This window comes from Streptomyces sp. NPDC059743 (assembly GCF_042732975.1).
Classification (GTDB): Bacteria; Actinomycetota; Actinomycetes; order Streptomycetales; family Streptomycetaceae; genus Streptomyces.
The window spans coordinates 15,852-31,409 of the sequence record NZ_JBHWGS010000017.1; the positions used below are offsets into that span (position 1 = coordinate 15,852).

At 70.7% G+C, this 15,558-nt stretch carries 10 protein-coding genes; 9 read left to right on the plus strand and 1 reads right to left on the minus strand.

Annotation, left to right across the window (positions count from 1 at the left end):
* Positions 1-42 precede the first annotated feature (42 nt).
* The 9 genes from ACFV6H_RS27875 (at position 43) to ACFV6H_RS27915 (ending at position 15,124) form a co-directional block, all read left to right on the plus strand.
* Positions 43-2,328, plus strand: coding sequence for a TOMM precursor leader peptide-binding protein (locus tag ACFV6H_RS27875; protein WP_385547301.1), 2,286 nt, complete (start codon positions 43-45; stop codon positions 2,326-2,328).
* Complete coding sequence (locus ACFV6H_RS27880; RefSeq protein WP_385547304.1) at positions 2,318-4,417, plus strand: TOMM precursor leader peptide-binding protein; 2,100 nt, start codon at positions 2,318-2,320, stop codon at positions 4,415-4,417. The genes ACFV6H_RS27875 and ACFV6H_RS27880 overlap by 11 nt, the downstream gene beginning before the upstream one ends.
* 36 nt (positions 4,418-4,453) lie before the next feature.
* Positions 4,454-6,139, plus strand: coding sequence for a SagB family peptide dehydrogenase (locus ACFV6H_RS27885; RefSeq protein WP_385547307.1), 1,686 nt, complete (start codon positions 4,454-4,456; stop codon positions 6,137-6,139).
* 155 nt (positions 6,140-6,294) lie between these two features.
* Positions 6,295-9,081: a lantibiotic dehydratase gene (locus ACFV6H_RS27890; protein WP_385547711.1), complete on the plus strand. Its 2,787-nt coding sequence runs from the start codon at positions 6,295-6,297 to the stop codon at positions 9,079-9,081.
* Positions 9,069-10,163 (plus strand): lantibiotic dehydratase C-terminal domain-containing protein, encoded by a 1,095-nt coding sequence (locus tag ACFV6H_RS27895; protein ID WP_385547310.1) that lies wholly within the window; start codon positions 9,069-9,071, stop codon positions 10,161-10,163. The genes ACFV6H_RS27890 and ACFV6H_RS27895 overlap by 13 nt, the downstream gene beginning before the upstream one ends.
* Positions 10,160-11,308, plus strand: coding sequence for a peptidase M50 (locus ACFV6H_RS27900; protein WP_385547313.1), 1,149 nt, complete (start codon positions 10,160-10,162; stop codon positions 11,306-11,308). Before ACFV6H_RS27895 ends, ACFV6H_RS27900 begins: the two co-directional genes overlap by 4 nt.
* A gap of 47 nt (positions 11,309-11,355) precedes the next feature.
* The gene (locus ACFV6H_RS27905) at positions 11,356-12,387 is read left to right on the plus strand and encodes an ABC transporter ATP-binding protein (protein ID WP_385547714.1); all 1,032 of its coding nucleotides are present in this window, start codon (positions 11,356-11,358) and stop codon (positions 12,385-12,387) included.
* Positions 12,384-13,139, plus strand: coding sequence for an ABC transporter permease (locus tag ACFV6H_RS27910; RefSeq protein ID WP_093589033.1), 756 nt, complete (start codon positions 12,384-12,386; stop codon positions 13,137-13,139). Before ACFV6H_RS27905 ends, ACFV6H_RS27910 begins: the two co-directional genes overlap by 4 nt.
* Positions 13,136-15,124 (plus strand): TOMM precursor leader peptide-binding protein, encoded by a 1,989-nt coding sequence (locus ACFV6H_RS27915; RefSeq protein ID WP_385547317.1) that lies wholly within the window; start codon positions 13,136-13,138, stop codon positions 15,122-15,124. The genes ACFV6H_RS27910 and ACFV6H_RS27915 overlap by 4 nt, the downstream gene beginning before the upstream one ends.
* Before the next feature lie 158 nt (positions 15,125-15,282).
* Here ACFV6H_RS27915 and ACFV6H_RS27920 read toward each other — a convergent pair whose 3' ends face one another.
* Positions 15,283-15,459 carry a thiazolylpeptide-type bacteriocin gene (locus ACFV6H_RS27920; RefSeq protein ID WP_046505532.1) on the minus strand — a complete coding sequence of 59 codons (177 nt, stop codon included), beginning with the start codon at positions 15,457-15,459 and terminating at the stop codon, positions 15,283-15,285.
* Positions 15,460-15,558 lie beyond the last annotated feature (99 nt).

A 15,558-nucleotide genomic window follows, 5' to 3' on the forward strand; every position in this document is an offset into this window, starting at 1 on the left:
CGGCCACCTTGACCACGCCACGTATCCAGGGGTGTCATCCACATGGGCTCAACCTATGAAGCCGTCGCCACGACCCGTCCGCGTATCCGCCGGGACGTCCTGTTCACAGAGACGGCGGACGGAGTGCTGTTCCACAACGCCGACGGCGGGTTCCAGCTCACCGCCCGGTCCGCCTACCGCTTCGCCACACTGATCGTCCCGCATCTCACCGGCGAGCACTCGGTCGCCGACATCTGCCAGGGCCTCGGCGACCAGCAGCGCGCCATGGTCGGCGAGCTGGTGAAGAGCCTGTACGAACGGGACTTCGCCCGCGCGGTGCCGCCGGCCGGGACCGAGGTGGTGGACACACCGCCCGATGTGGCCCGGCGTTATGCCCCGCAGATCGCCTATGTCGACCACTACTCGGACGATGCCGAGGTCAGATTCCGGCGGTTCGCCACCGCACGGGTGGCCGTCCTCGGCGACGATCTCGTCGCCCGCTGGTGTGTGCTCAGCCTGATCCGCAACGGCTGCGCCACCATCGGTGTACGGCCCGGACTCGCCGGCGAGGCCAGGGAGATCATCGAGAGCGAGGCACGGGAAGCGGCGGACGACGGCTGCCCGGTGAGCCTTCTCGACCTCGGCGCGGACGATCCCGGACGGCCTCTGGGCTGGCCGGACCTCGACGCGTACGACATCGTCGTGGTGACCGGCGGACCGGAGGCGCCCGGGCGGCTGTTCCCGCTGCTGCGCGCGGGCGTTCCCGAGGGCCGTACGCTGCTGCCGGCCTGGTCCTACGGCCATCACTCGGTGGTGGGACCGCTGATGACGGCCGGGGCCACGAGCTGCTGGGCGTGTGCCGCGCTGCGTATCGGCTCCCACGACGAGGCCGCTGCCGCCGCCGACATCTGGAGCGCGCTGGCGCTGCCCGGTACCATACCGGCCGGTGACCTTCCGAGCCGTCCGCTGGCGGCCATGATCGGCAATCTGCTCGGCTACGAGATCTTCCGGATCACCACCGGCGCGCTGCCGGCCGAGACTGCGGGCCAACTGATCGTGCAGGACATGAAGTCGCTCGATGTGTCCGCCGAACCGCTGTTGCCGCACCCGCGTTGTCCCTTCTGCGCCGGCGCCGACGGAGGCGCTGACGGTCGGGCCGAGGGAAGTGCCGTATCGACAGCGGCCGTTGATGCGACAGCTGCCGTTGATCTCACCACGGCCGGGAGCGACACGCTGCCGATGCCGACGCTCGCCACGGCCCGGGACGCCGACGCCCTGGTGGAGGAGTTGAACCGCCGCTCGGTGCTGGTCCGGCCACGGGCCGGTGTCTTCAGCCGGTTCGCCGACGAGCCGCTCACCCAGATTCCGCTCAAGGCCACCGTCGTCGAGTTCGGCACCGGCCACGGCGCCGCGCGCCGGGTCGCCGCCTTCGACGTCCACCATGTCGCAGGAGCCCGGCTGCGGGCGCTGAACGCGGCTGCCGAGGTCTACGCCGAGCATGTCGTGCCCACGGCGGGCGTACTGACCGGTGACCGGCTTGCGGCGGTACGCGCGGAGATACGCGCCGTGGAGCCCGTGGCGCTGACGACCGCGGGCGCGACCGCGGCCACCGATGAGCCGGTGAGCGCGTGGACTCTCGCCACCTCGCTGCTGACCGAGGAGCAACTCCTCGTACCCGCAGCGGCCGTGCGGACCTTTGGCCTCCACAACGCCGACCGGCTGTTCGAGCCGACTCGCGCCGGAACCGGCGCCGGAGCCTCGGCTGCGGACGCCGCGGCCGACGGACTGCTCTCCGCCCTCGCCCATGACGCGCTCACCCGGGCGCTGCGCGGCGGACCGGTGAGCCGGATACCGCTCAAGACGCTCGGCGAAGGCCCGGACGCCGACGCCGAACTCACCTTCCTCATCAGGTCCGCTGCCGTCCTCGATGTCGAACTGGAACTGCTCGACCTGGGCGAGAGCGAGCGCTCCGGAGTGCATGTCCTGCTCGCCCGGGGAGCGGGCGGCTGGGCCATCGGCAGCGAGACCGGCTGGCGGAGCGCCGCCGTCGCAGCCGTATGCGATCTGCTCGGCACCGTACAGCTCGGCCGCGACGACTCGGCGGCGCTGTTCGACACCGGCGATCCGCTGCTGCGCGACCTCGACGCGGTGACTCTCGACGCCACCGACGCCGACGGCCTGCCCGCCGCCGCGGACCGGGACGCCATCTCCTGGTCCGAGGTGCTCGACCGGCTCCGGGCGGCCGGCCGCGACGCCCTGGTGGTGCCGACCGGCTCCGCCGATCTGGCCGCCGCCGGGATCCGGACGGCCCGGGTGCTGCTCACGACGGAGGAATCCCGTGGCGCCTAGCACACTCGCCACGCGCCCGGCCGGTCTCGCCGATCCGGCCGATCGCGCGGGCCTGCGCCTGGCGGACCTGCTGGGACGCGCTCTGGACCGGCTCGGCGGACCCGAGGCGGCGATCAGCGCGCTCGGCATCGGAGACGCGTTCACCGTCGGGGACACCGAGGACGCAGAGGACACCGAGGACGCAGAGGACACCGAGGGCGCCGGCGACACCGTCCGGACGGTCACGCGGACGAGTGGCCAGGAGGCCGCTCGCCCGGTTTCCACGGAGCCGGCCGTTCCCGTGCAGCTGTACGGCGGGCATGCCATCGTCGGACCGCTGCCGGGCAGCGCCAGCACCGGCGACGGCACTGGCGACGGCACCAGCCACGGCGCCTCCAGCGGGCCCTGCTCGCGCTGTCTGGCCCGCCGCTGGCAGGCCGTACGGTCGGTCGCGCTCCGCGACGCCCTGGAACTGGGCGGCGGGACCAGAGCGGCGGGCGAGTGGCCCTACGCCACTCCGTTCACGGCGGACGCCGTCGCCGCGCTCCTCACCGCCCTGCGGGACCAACCACCGGTGTCCGATGGGCCGTTCCCCGAGATCCGGCTCGTGGACCTGCGGACTCTCACGGTCCGGCACTATCCGCTGGTCCCGGATCCGGAGTGCCCGCGCTGCGCCACACCTCGTACCGACACCGCCGAGGACGCCCGGATCACCCTGCGGCCCGCGCCCAAACACCGCGCGGGCACCTTCCGGGTGCGTCCCATCGAGTCGTACGCCATCGATGTGGCCGCGTTCGCCAATCCGGTGTGCGGCGCGCTCGGTCCCTCCGTGGTCCATGACGTCTCCTCCACCTCCACCTCGGCGACCATCGGCTGCTTCTCGATGCGCTCCGGCGAGTATCTGCGCGAGACTTTCTGGGGCGGCCACGCGGACTCGTTCGGCCACAGCAACCGGATCGGCGTGCTCGAAGGCATGGAGCGGTACGCCGGAATGCGGGCGCGCTCCCGGATCACCAGTGTCGTGGGAACGCTGGACGAGTTCGGCGCCGATGCCGTCGATCCTCGTGAAGTCGGCCTGTACGCACCGGAGTTCTACCGGGACAATCCACGGGTCCGGCCGTTCGCGTCCGACCGTGAGATTCCCTGGGTCTGGGGCCACTCCCTGCGTGACGACAAGCCGCGACTGGTGCCCGAGGTGCTGACGTACTATCACGCGCCCGGCCTGGAGAACAGATTCGTCCAGGAGAGCTCCAACGGCTGTGCCTCCGGCGGATGTCTGGAAGAGGCGATCTACTTCGGTCTGATGGAGGTCATCGAGCGCGACGCCTTCCTCCTGACCTGGTACGGACAGCAGCCGCTGCCCGAGATCGACCCGGCCACCAGCACCCGCGCCTCGACCAGGCACATGGTCGACCGGCTGGCGATGTACGGCTACCGGGCCCGGTTCTTCGACACCCGGATCAGCTTCCCGGTCCCGGTGGTCACCGCCGTCGCGGAACGCTTCGACGGCGGCCCCGGCCGGATGTGCTTCGGCGCGGGCGCCGGGCTCGATCCCGAGTCCGCGCTCGACTCGGCGCTCTGCGAGATCGCCACCGACGCGGTCAATCTCCAGGGCCGCACCGAGCGCGACGAGCCGCGGCTGCGCGCCATGGCCGAGGACTTCGACCGGGTGACGGCCCTGCACGACCATCCGCTGGTCTACGGCGTACCGGAGATGGGCCGGTACGCGGACTTCCTCCTGGCCGGGCACGGCGCGCAGCGCCCTGGCGCGCCGGAAGTCCCGCGCGCCGTCGCCGATCTGCGCTGGCCCGATCCGTCCGGCGCCTCGGCCTCCACGGACCTCTGTGAGGATCTGCGCCGCTGCGTCGACGCGGTGACCGCGGCCGGCTTCGACGTGGTGGTCGTGGACCAGACCATGCCCGAGCAGCGGGCGCTGGGACTGCACACCGTCAGTGTGCTCGTCCCCGGACTCCTGCCGATCGACTTCGGCTGGTCCCGGCAGCGCGCCCGCACCATGCCCCGGCTGCGCACCGCCCTGCGCGAGGCGGGACTGCGCGACCGCGACCTGACGCCGCAGGACTTCAACCCGGCGCCCCATCCCTTCCCGTGAACCGACCGTTCAGCGTCCAGCAGAAAGGAGCGTCCCGTGGGCTACGCCCATGAGTACGCGGCAGCGATCATGCAGCGCGGCCGGATCCCGATGGAGCCCGCCGATTTCGTCCCCGACTGGGCGGACCGGCCCCGTAAGGCGAAGTACTACCCCGGAGTCGGGACATTCCCGCTGCCGGACACGGACTTCCCGGCCGAGGCGACCGTCGCGGCCGGCTGTCTGCCCGCGGGCGACATCCCGGCCGGGGACCTGCCCACAGGCGACATCCCAGCCGGTCAGCCGGTCGCCGACCGGCCGTTCACGCTGGACACGCTGTCCGGGATGCTGCGGGACTCCTACGGGCTCACCGGACGTCGGCTCGGTGTCCAGACCAATACGGATCTGGCGGCCCTGCCGCACTACGCCCAGGCCAACTGGTCGCGCGGCACCGCCTCCGGCGGCGGTCTCTATCCGGTCAGTGTCTACTGGATCTCCGGCCCCGGCGGACCGCAGGCGCCCGGCATCCACTACTACTCGGCTCCGCACCACGCCATGCAGCGGCTGGTCGCCGGAGATGTCACCGGTGAGGTACGCGCGGCACTCGGCGAGGGAGCGGCCGGTCCGGTCGGTACGGCCCATGACCAGTTCCTGGTCCTGGGCATCAAGTACTGGCAGAACGCCTTCAAGTACAACAGCTTCTCCTTCCACGCCGTCAGCATGGACCTCGGCGCGATCCTCCAGACCTGGCGCATCTGGGCCCGGGCACGTGGTCTGAAGGTCGAACCACTCCTGTGGTTCGACGAGCAGAGGCTGAGCCACTTGCTCGGCGTGGACAACCAGGAGGAGGGCGTCTTCGCCGTCGTCCCGCTGAGCTGGGCGGGCGCCAGGCCCACGGCTCCCGCGCTGTCCGCGCCGCCGGCCGTCCGGCACACCGACTCCGAGCGCTCGCGTACGGTCCTGCGCTTCGAGACGCTCCAGCGGATCCACACGGCGACCACGGAAGCCGCCACCGAGCGTCCCGCACCGGGCGCGCTGGCTCCGGCGACCACCGCCACGCCCGCCGGTACCGGCGTGACCGTGGCCCTGCCCGCGCCCGGACTGCCGTCCGTGAGTGTCCGTACCGCCCTGCGCACGCGCAGGAGCAGCTTCGGCCGCTTCGACGCCAGTACGCCCGTCACCGCCGGGCAGTTGGCCGCGACGCTCGCTGCCTGCGCCGCCGCCTCGCTCGGCTGCGACGCCGAACGGCCCGCCGAGCCCGCCGTGGCCGACGGCTCCGTACGGGATCTGCCGGCCACTCCGGGGCTCGTCACGCTGTATGCCTTCGTCAACCATGTCGAGGGCGTCGAGCCTGGTGCGTACGCCTACGATCCCGCCGCCCATGAGCTGCGTCTGGTGGTGCCGGGCCCGCCCGGTCCCTTCCTCCAGCGCAACTACTTCCTCTCCAACTACAACCTGGAGCAGGCGGGCGCCGTGCTCGTGCCCACCGTCCGTACCACCGCCGTGCTCGACGCCGTGGGCGACCGTGGCTACCGGCTGGTCAACGGCACGATCGGAGCCGTCGCCCAGACCTTCTACACCGCGGCGTCGGCCCTCGGCCTCGGCGCGGGCGTCGCGCTCGGCTTCGACAACATCTCCTACATCGAGGAGCTCGGGCTCGACCGCACGGGCGAGGATCCGCTGCTCATCATGCTGCTCGGCAACGAGCGGGCGCGGCCCGCCGACTTCCGCTACGAGATCGCCTGACCCGGGACGGGAGAACTGCCATGACACCGGGCACCAGTACCAGTACCAGCACAACAACAGGCACAACACCAAGCACGACGACAAGTACGCGTCTGAGCACGGCCTCGGTGGCTTCGGAGGCCGTGGAGACCGACTGGCGGCCCGGCCGGCGCTTCATGCTGCGCGTCGCCGGACTTCCCGTCGAGTCCGTGCACGCGCTGCGCTGCGAGGACAGCAGCCGTTGGTCCGACGATGTCCTCGCGGCCGAGGACCGGCTGCGGACCCGTGGCGCCGAACTCAGCGATCTGCTGCACGAGGTGATACGGACCACCGATGTCTCCCCGGAAGGTGAGGGCGGCGCACAGCGCCGTGAACTGCTCGCACTGCGCCGCCAGATCTTCAACAACCGGCTGTCGGCCGCGCCCGAGACCGCCGTGGCCCTGGTCGCCGCACTCGACGCGCGCGCCGCCGAACTGACCGCCGAGTGGCTCAAGGACCGCCTGCATCTGGAGAAGCTGCGTACCGAGGGAGCACCGCTGCTCGCCGCCGATCTCGACCGGACCCGCGCCGCGCTGCGCGGTCTGCTCACCGAGGACCGGCTCCGCTGCGGACTCCTGCTCGCCTCGCCGACCTTGGAGGCGCAGCTCGACGCCTATGTCGCCAAGGCCGCGTCCGGCGCGCCGCACGACAAGCGGATGCGGAAGATCGAACGTTCGGTGCTGTCCTATCTGTACCGGACGGCCTGCAAGACCAGCCCGTTCAGCACCTTCACCGGTGTCGCCACCGGCCTCTTCGAGGAAGGCGGCGCCGATGCCGCCCTCCGCGTGGACGAGGAGTGGTCGAGCCATGTGCGGCTCAATGTCGTCGTGCTGGGACGGCTGGCCGAACTGATCCTCGCCGATCCGGCCCGGCGCGGTGATCTGCCCGTACGGCTGGCCTCCGGCTGGGAGCGCGACGACGACCGGATCCGGTATGTACGCCAATGGGTCACGACGGGCGACGACTCCGCCGCGGTCACCTTCGACGCGGTCAAGGACCGGCTGTTCTTCCTGCGCCGCAGCGGCACTTTGGACCGGCTGCTCGCCCTCTTCGACACAGACACAGAGGCTGGCACCGGCACCGACGGCGAGACCGGCACCGGCACCGGCCGTGAGCTGCGCTACCGCGATCTGGTGGAGTGGCTCCGTACCGAGCACGACGCCGAGCCCGAGATGTGCGAGACCTATGTGGCGGCGCTGCTCCAGCTCGGTATGGTGCGGGTGCCCTGCCTGGACACCGATGTCCACAGCCCGGATCCGCTGCGTGCCTTCCGTGACGCGCTCGGCGGACTCGACCGTCCCTGGGCCGATGAACTCGCCGCCGCCCTCGAAGGGCCCGTCTCCACCATCGACCGCTTCCCTTCGGCCGGCCGCGCCGAACGGGCGGAGCTGCTGCGCGAGTTGCGCGCCGGACTGCGCGCCGCTCAGGCCCTGTTGACCGACGGCGAGGCCGAGGCCACTCTGCCGCAGACGCTGCTGTACGAGGATGTCAGCGCCGGCCGCGCGATCAGCTGCGGTCTGGGCGCGTGGACCGGACCGGCAGGCGGCGCGTTGCGCTCCGTCGAACGGATCCTGCCCGCCTTCGATCTGACACTGCCTCAGCGCGTCACCTTCAAGGGGTTCTTCCTGGCGCGGTACGGGCGCGGCGGACGGTGCGACGATCTGCTCGGACTCGTCCATGACTTCCACGAGGACTTCTTCGACCAGTACCTCTCCTTCGCGGGCAAGCGGCGGCCGTTCGACGACCGCGGAGAATACGTACCGGAGGAGAACTGGCTGAGCCTGTCCGGGATCCGCTCCATCGACGCGGCACGCCGGGCGTTCATCGGCCGGATGCGACAGGCCTGGGAGACGTGGGAGGCGCGCGGCGACGCGGCTGAGACGGCTCACACGGCCGAGATCCGGCTCGGAGAGGCGGACCTGGCCCCGGTGGCGGCCGAACTCGCTCCGGTCGCGGGCGACTTCGTACCTCAGTCGCACCATCTCCAGCTCGCCCGCGAGAACGGCGAACCGCTGATCGTACTCAACCGCTCCTACGGCGGACTCTCCTTCCCGTTCAGCCGGTTCACCCATGTCTACGACACACCGGGCGCGTCCGGCGAGGAGGACGACGCCTTCTCGCAGGAGCTGCGCGCCGCCGCCGCCGCTCTCACTCCCGACGGAGCGGTGCTCGCCGAGATCACCGGTGGCGCGGTCACCAGCAATCTCAATCTGCACAGCCCGCTCACCGACTACGAGATCGTCTGTCCCGGTGAGTCGAGCACCGTCCCCGAGGACCGCCGTATCCATCTGGACGACCTCTCCGTCGAGCACGACGAGGACACCGACCGGCTGGTGCTGCGCTCGGCCCGGCTCGGCCGTGAGGTCGTCCCGGTCTATCTCGGCTATCTGGTGCCGCTCGCCCTGCCCGAGATCCCGCGCACCCTGCTGCTCTTGTCACCGACCTCGATGGCTCCTCTCGATGTATGGGCCGGTGTTCCGGAGGGCCAGTCCGAGGACGGTGTCACCGCGCGCCCTCGGGTGCTGCACGGCGATGTCGTCCTGAGCCGGCGGAGCTGGACCACCACGGCCGGTGCGCTGCCGCAGCGCCGGCCCGGCACCGACGACCAGGACTGGTTCCTCGACTGGCAGCGCTGGCGGCGCGCGCACCGGCTGCCCGACCAGGTCTTCGCCACCGTCTCGGCCGGACCTCGGGGCGGCGCGGGCGCCAAGCCCCAGTATGTGGACTTCCGGAGCTGTCTCTCCCTCACCGCCCTCGAAGCGCTCCCGACGCACCCGGACGACCGGGTCGTGCTGCGGGAGATGCTCCCTTCCGAGGACGGACTGCATGTCCGGTCCGCGCGCGGCAGCCATGTCGCCGAGCTGGCCGTGGAGACCTTCACCTCGACCCGACGCACAGAGGGCGCCCCGACATGTCAGAGCTGACTCCCGCACCCGCACCAGCCCCCGCCACAGCCCAGGCCGCCGCGGGCGACTGGCAGGCCATCCATATCTTCTACGCGGCCAACCCGCAGCCCCTGCTGGTGAACTGTGTCCGCCCGCTGGTGGCGGACCTGACCGCCGACGGACTGCTGGCCGGCCACTTCTTCATCAACTACTGGCTGGAAGGGCCGCACGTCCGGCTGCGGCTCAAGCCCGTCGACGCGACGGCCACCGCCGAGGTGCGCCGCCGAGCCGAGGAGGCCATCGGCGCCTTCCTTCGCGCCAGGCCCGCCCTTTACGAGGTGGACTCGGGCTTCCTCAACGAGTTCTACAACACGCTCTTCGAGATCGAGTTCCCGGAGGGCGACCGCGGCGCCTTCATGGACGCGGACGGCAGGATGAATCTGCGGCCCAACAACTCCTACTCGTACGAGCCCTACGAGCCCGAGTACGGCAAGTACGGCGGCCCGGCCGGTATCGAGCTGGCGGAATGGCACTTCGCGCACTCCAGCGATCTGGTCATGGACGCCTTCCGCACCATGAATCTGCATCTGCGGACCGTGCTGCTCGGCACCTCGGCCCAGCTCATGATGGTCATGGCCGGCTGTTTCCTGCCCGAACGCGAGGAACTCGGCGAATATCTCGACCGCTATTACGAGTTCTGGCACAAGGCGTTTCCAGGCACCGGTTTCATCGGCTCGAAGGAGTACGACAAGAATTACACGGAGATGGCTCCCGGCCTCGGCCGCCGCTTCGAGGGAATCCGGCAGGCCGTCCGTACCGGCGAGCTGGGCCGGCTGCCCGCCTTTCTGCGCGGCTGGGCCGAGCACTGTCTTGAACTCCGCGCCCGCGCCGAGGAGTTGACCGTCCGCGGCGAGCTGGTGTTCCGCTCCTGGGACGGTACGCGCGACGAGTCGGTCACCGATCCCGCCGTGGCGCTGCCTCTGCTGCTCTCCCCGTATATGCATATGACCAACAACCGGCTGCATGTGACGATCCGGGACGAGGCGTATCTGTCGCATGTGCTGGGCCGGGTCCTGGGCGAGGGCGTCACCGGCACTCCCACTCCGGCGGCGATCCCATGAGCGGTTCATCCGCCAACCCGGCCCGGCCGGCGGACTCCGCCGGACTCCTCGCCCATCGCCCGGCGCTGCGCCCGGACATCCTGCTCAGCCCTGCCCTCCTGCACGGTCCGGCCACCGTGCATCTGATCAAGGACCCGGAAGGAGGCGCCGCCTTCGAGGTGGGAGTGAAGGAGTACTTCCTGATCTCCCGGCTCGACGGAGTCCGCAGCCTGGAGGAGATCGGGGAGGAGTACGCGGAGTCCTTCGGCAAACGCCTCGCCGAGCCGCACTGGAAGCAGCTCCTCGCCCTGCTCGGCGCCCGTGGCCTGCTGGCCGGAGCACCTCGGCCGTCGGCAGCGGTTCCGGCGGACCGGGCGAGCAGCGGACCGTTCAACGGCACTCTGCTGCGCGGCACCATGCGGCTGGTCGCCGACGCGAACGCCACCACGGGCCGGCTCCATCGGCTGCTGCGTCCCGTGCTGCGCGCTCCGGTCCTGGTTCCGCTGACCGGGCTCATGGCGGCGATGGAGGTCCTGCTCGCCGCGGCGCTGCCCGAACTGGCCGACGACACCTGGTGGCTGTTCCACCAGCCGGTCGCGCTGATCGCGGTCTTCACCCTGCTCTGGCTCAGCACCGCGCTCCATGAACTCGCGCACGGAGTCGCCGCCCGGCATTACGGAGGCACCGTCAGCGAGATCGGACTGCGCTGGCGGCTGCCGATGGCCGTCATGTACTGCACGGTGGACAACTACCGCTATCTGCGGACCCGTTGGCATCAGTTCGCGGTGGCGGGCGCGGGGGCCTTCGCCAATCTGCTCTTCCTGCTGCCGTTCCTGGTCTGGTGGGCCGCGCTGCCCGCCGGGGATCCGACCCGCCGTGTACTGTCCGGTCTGCTGCTGCTCGGCAGCGCCCAGGCCCTCGTCAATCTGCTGCCGCTGCCGCCACTTGACGGCTACACGATGCTCGGTCACGCTCTGCGCGTCTCCCACCTCGCACCGGAGAGCGGACGGTATCTGCGGCTGCGCCTCGGCGACCGCGAGGCCGCGGCCCGCTATCCGCGCCGCGCCCGTACCGTCTACCTCCGCTACGCGGTGGGATCGGCCCTGCTCGTCGTACTGCTGCTGGCGGCCCTGACAACAGGCCTCTACTTCCACCTAGTTCACTGACCAACAATCCCCGAGGGGCGCAGAACCACATGAGCGAGGCCAGGACCATGGCGTCCGTGCCGGACGAGGCAGCCACCGACGCGGCGATCGTCGTCGACGCGATACGCAAGCGATACGGCGACCGCCAGGCCGTCGACGGTGTGTCACTCCAGGTGAACCGCGGGGAGTTCTTCGGACTCCTCGGACCCAACGGCGCGGGGAAGACCACCCTCGTCGAGATCATGGAGGGCCTGCGCGAGGCGGACTCCGGGACCGTCACGGTGCTCGGCCGATCGCCCTGGCCGCGGAATGTGGCGCTGCTGCCGAGGCTCGGTGTGCAGACGCAGTCCTCCGCCTTCTTCGTACGCCAGACGGCGCGCGAACACCTCCGTACCGTCGCCGCCCTGTACGGTGCCGGGCGCGAGGACGCCGACCGAACGCTCGACTCGGTCGGGCTGACCGAACAGCGCGATGTGATGGTCGAGAACCTCTCCGGCGGCCAGCGCCAGCGGCTCGCCATCGCCTCCGCGCTGGTCCACGGGCCCGAGCTGATCTTCCTGGACGAGCCCACCGCCGCGCTGGATCCGCAGGCCCGCCGCGATCTGTGGAAGGTGCTGCGCGAGCTCAAGAGCGAGGGCCGCACCATCGTCTACACCACACACCATCTCGACGAGGCAGAGGCGCTCTGCGACCGGGTGGCGATCCTCGTGGACGGCTCCGTCGTCGCCCTGGACTCCCCGCACCATCTCGTCACCGCGGCCGGCGCACCGACCAGACTGCTGATTCCCGCCGAGCGGATGACCGAGCGGGACGCGGCGGCCATTCCCGGTGTGGACCGGGTCTCCGTGCAGGGCGGTTCGCTCGTCCTGGAGACCGCCGTGTCCGGCAAGGTGCTCCAGGCGGTCGACGCGCTCACCGGTCTGGACGGCGTCCAGACCCGTACGGCCACGCTGGAGGACGTCTACCTCGAACTCACCGGCACGAACAGCACCACCGGCAGCACCGGCACCAACACCGGCACCAATGACACCAACAGCGCGGACGGCATGAACGGCACGGACGGCACCAACGGCGCCGAGAACACGGAGCGGCAGGGATGAGCGCGTACGCGGCACTGACAGGAGCCGGCTTCCGGGCACAGGTCCGGGACAAGGCCACTCTCTTCTTCACCTTCGCCTTCCCTCTCCTCTTCCTGGTCGTCTTCGGACTGATCTTCCGGGGCCAGGAAGTGGAGGAGACCGGCCGTCCCTATATCTCCTACATCGCGCCGGGCGTCATGTCCTGGGGTGTGGCCAACGCCGCCGTCTTCGGCGTGGCCTTCACCCTGATGCAGTGGCGCCGCGACGATCTGCTGCGGCTGATCCGGATGACGCCCACCCGGCTGCCCGCCGTCCTGGCCTCGCGCTATGTACTCGCGCTCGCCGTGGGCGCCGTACAGGCCGTGGTGTTCGTCGCGGTGGCGATGCTGCCGCTGTTCGGACTGGAGCTGGACGCCCGCTGGCCGCTGGCCCTGCCCGTACTGGTCCTCGGGATCACCGCGTTCCTCACCATCGGCGTGGTGATCGGCTCGTACGCGGACACTCCGGAGGCGGTCGCCGCCATCGCCAACTTCCTGATGGTGCCGATGGCCTTCCTCTCCGGCTCGTTCCTCCCGCTCGACATGATGCCGTCCTGGCTCCAGGCGGTCTCCCGGGTGCTGCCGCTGCGCTATCTCAACGACGCGGTGTCCGCGGCGCTCTCCGGCCGCGGCGGACTCGACGACATCGCGATCGGCTGCGGTGGGCTGCTCGTCTTCACCGTCGTCTTCGGCGCCCTCGCGCTGAAGACATTCCGCTGGAGCAACAAGGCATGACGGCATCCACGACGACGGCCTCCGCGGCCACGACGGACGGCATACCGCTGGAGTCGGCCCGGGACCATCTCCAGCGCTCGCTCGCCGAACGGCTCGCGCCGGCCACCGGTCCCGCGGTGGTGCCTCTCGGCGCCGGAGATGTTCTCGGCCACCGCGACGGCGATCCCTTCGCCGCCGTACGTCCCGGAGCCACCGTCCATCTCACCGCGCGCACGGTGCTGGTGGGCCCCTGGGGCGGTGACGGCGACGCCTCCGCCTGCGGACAGTGCCTGGCCATGCGATGGCAGCGGCTGCGTACCCGTACCGAGCGGGACGCCCTGGAGACCGGCGCCCGTACCCGCGCCGCCGGCCACTGGCCGCGCCTCACGCCGTACGCGATCGACGCCGTGGACGCCCTCTACCGCGCCGTCGTCCTCCCGGACTCCATGCGCCCGGCACTTCCGGCACTCCCGCCGGAGCGGCCGGCCGCCGACGGCCGGCTGCCGCAGGTCTCACAGCTCGATCTCACCACGCTTGAGGTGCGGACGTATCCGCTGCTCGCCGATCCACTCTGCCCGCACTGCGGCCCGCGCGGTGCCGACAGCCGGGACGAGGCGCGGCTGGGACTCGTCAGCCGGCCCAAGCCCGCGCCCGATGTCTACCGGCTGCGCCGCGCCTCCTCGTATCCGATGCCGGTCACGGCGCTCGCCAATCCGGTCTCCGGTGTGCTCGGCGCCGGTACCTGGATCAATGTCACCTCGCCCACCACCGCTCCGGTCGCGGGCAGCGTCTTCATGCGCGGATACGCCGGTCTGACGGATGTGACCTGGAGCGGCCAGGCCAACGGCTTCGACGCCAGCCGTGATCTCGCCTTCTTGGAGGGCCTGGAACGGTACGCCGGAACTCACCGGCGCACCGGCACCACCCTGCTCACCGCCGCCTACAGCGCTCTCGGCGGAGACGGCCTGCCCGCCCTCGATCCGGCCGAGTGCGGCTTCTACTCGCCCGAGACCTACCGCGACGACCCGATGGTCAGTCCGTTCGATCCCGACCGGCCCATTCCCTGGGTCTGGGGCTACTCGCTGCGCGACGAGCGCCCTCTGCTCGTACCGGCCCGCCTCGTCCACTACAGCGCCGGTCTCGCCTCCGACAACTTCGTCTTCGAATGCTCCAACGGCTGCGCGATCGGCGGCTGTCTGGAGGAGGCGGTGCTGGGCGGACTGCTCGAACTCATCGAGCGCGACGCCTTCTTGGTCGCCTGGTACGGCAATACGCCGCTCACCGAGATCGATCTGGACTCCGTCGGCGATCCCACGGTCCGTACGATGATCGACCGAGCGGCTCTCCAGGGCTATGACGTCCACGCGTTCGACAACCGGATCGATCTCGCCGTACCGGTCGTCACCGGTCTGGCCGTACGACGTGACGGCGGGCCCGGCACCTTCTCCTTCGGCGCGGGCGCGAGCCTCGATCCGGCGGCGGCCCTGGAGGGAGCCCTGTCCGAGGTCCTCACCTATATCCCGCATCTGCCGCGCCAGGTCGAGGAGCGCCGCTCCGAACTGGACGCCATGGCCGAGGACTTCGGGAAGGTCCTGCATCTCAAGGACCACGCCCAGCTCTACGGTCTGCCCAGGATGGCCGAACATGTCCGCAGCTATCTGGAGCCGTCCGCCGTCAGAGCGACGGCCGATGTCTACCGTACGTGGGAGGAGCGGGACCGGCCGCGTACCGGCGATCTGCGGGACGATGTGATCCACTGCCGGGACGAACTCGTACGGGCCGGACACGATGTGATCGTCGTCGACCAGACCACGCCCGAGCAGCACCGCATCGGACTGCGTACCGTCGCCACGATCGTCCCGGGACTGCTGCCGATCGACTTCGGCTGGTCGCGTCAGCGCGCTCCGCTGATGCCACGGCTGCGGACGGCCGCGCGGCGAGGCGGACTGCGCACCGGTGAGCTGACGGAGGCGGAGATCCGGATGGTGCCGCACCCGTTCCCGTGACGTCCGTAGCTCCCGTGCCGGGCACCGTACATGGACATACGGCGCCCGGCGCGTCGCACACGTACACCGCACACGCACACGCACACCGCATACGGAAGCGGGCGGTACCGGCGAGAGATCTCGCAGGTGCCGCCCGCTTCTGTGCTGAGCGCGTGGGATCAGGCGCTGCAGGAGGTGGTGCTGGTGGTGGAGGAGCAGGTCGACGTCGAGCTGCAGCTCGTGGAGCCCGCGAGGACGACCTCGCTGGCGTCCGAGTAGTCGGAGATCTCGAAGGTCTCCGACTCGAGCTCCATGATCTCGTCGGCGAGGGAAGCGAGGGTGCTCTTGTCAGCCATGGTGACTCCTTAGAGGTAGGCCCGGTCTCCGGAGGGCTCCCCGGTGACCCGATCTGTGCCACCCGTATTCCAGCGGACGTCACTTCCACAACGGCACGT

Coding starts and splice junctions, on each gene's coding strand:
- ACFV6H_RS27875 (WP_385547301.1), top strand. CDS start 43: ATGGGCTCAACCTATGAAGCCGTCGCCACGACCCGTCCGCGTATCCGC.
- ACFV6H_RS27890 (WP_385547711.1), top strand. CDS start 6,295: ATGCTGCGCGTCGCCGGACTTCCCGTCGAGTCCGTGCACGCGCTGCGC.
- ACFV6H_RS27895 (WP_385547310.1), top strand. CDS start 9,069: ATGTCAGAGCTGACTCCCGCACCCGCACCAGCCCCCGCCACAGCCCAG.
- ACFV6H_RS27900 (WP_385547313.1), top strand. CDS start 10,160: ATGAGCGGTTCATCCGCCAACCCGGCCCGGCCGGCGGACTCCGCCGGA.
- ACFV6H_RS27905 (WP_385547714.1), top strand. CDS start 11,356: ATGGCGTCCGTGCCGGACGAGGCAGCCACCGACGCGGCGATCGTCGTC.
- ACFV6H_RS27910 (WP_093589033.1), top strand. CDS start 12,384: ATGAGCGCGTACGCGGCACTGACAGGAGCCGGCTTCCGGGCACAGGTC.
- ACFV6H_RS27915 (WP_385547317.1), top strand. CDS start 13,136: ATGACGGCATCCACGACGACGGCCTCCGCGGCCACGACGGACGGCATA.
- ACFV6H_RS27920 (WP_046505532.1), bottom strand. CDS start 15,459: ATGGCTGACAAGAGCACCCTCGCTTCCCTCGCCGACGAGATCATGGAG.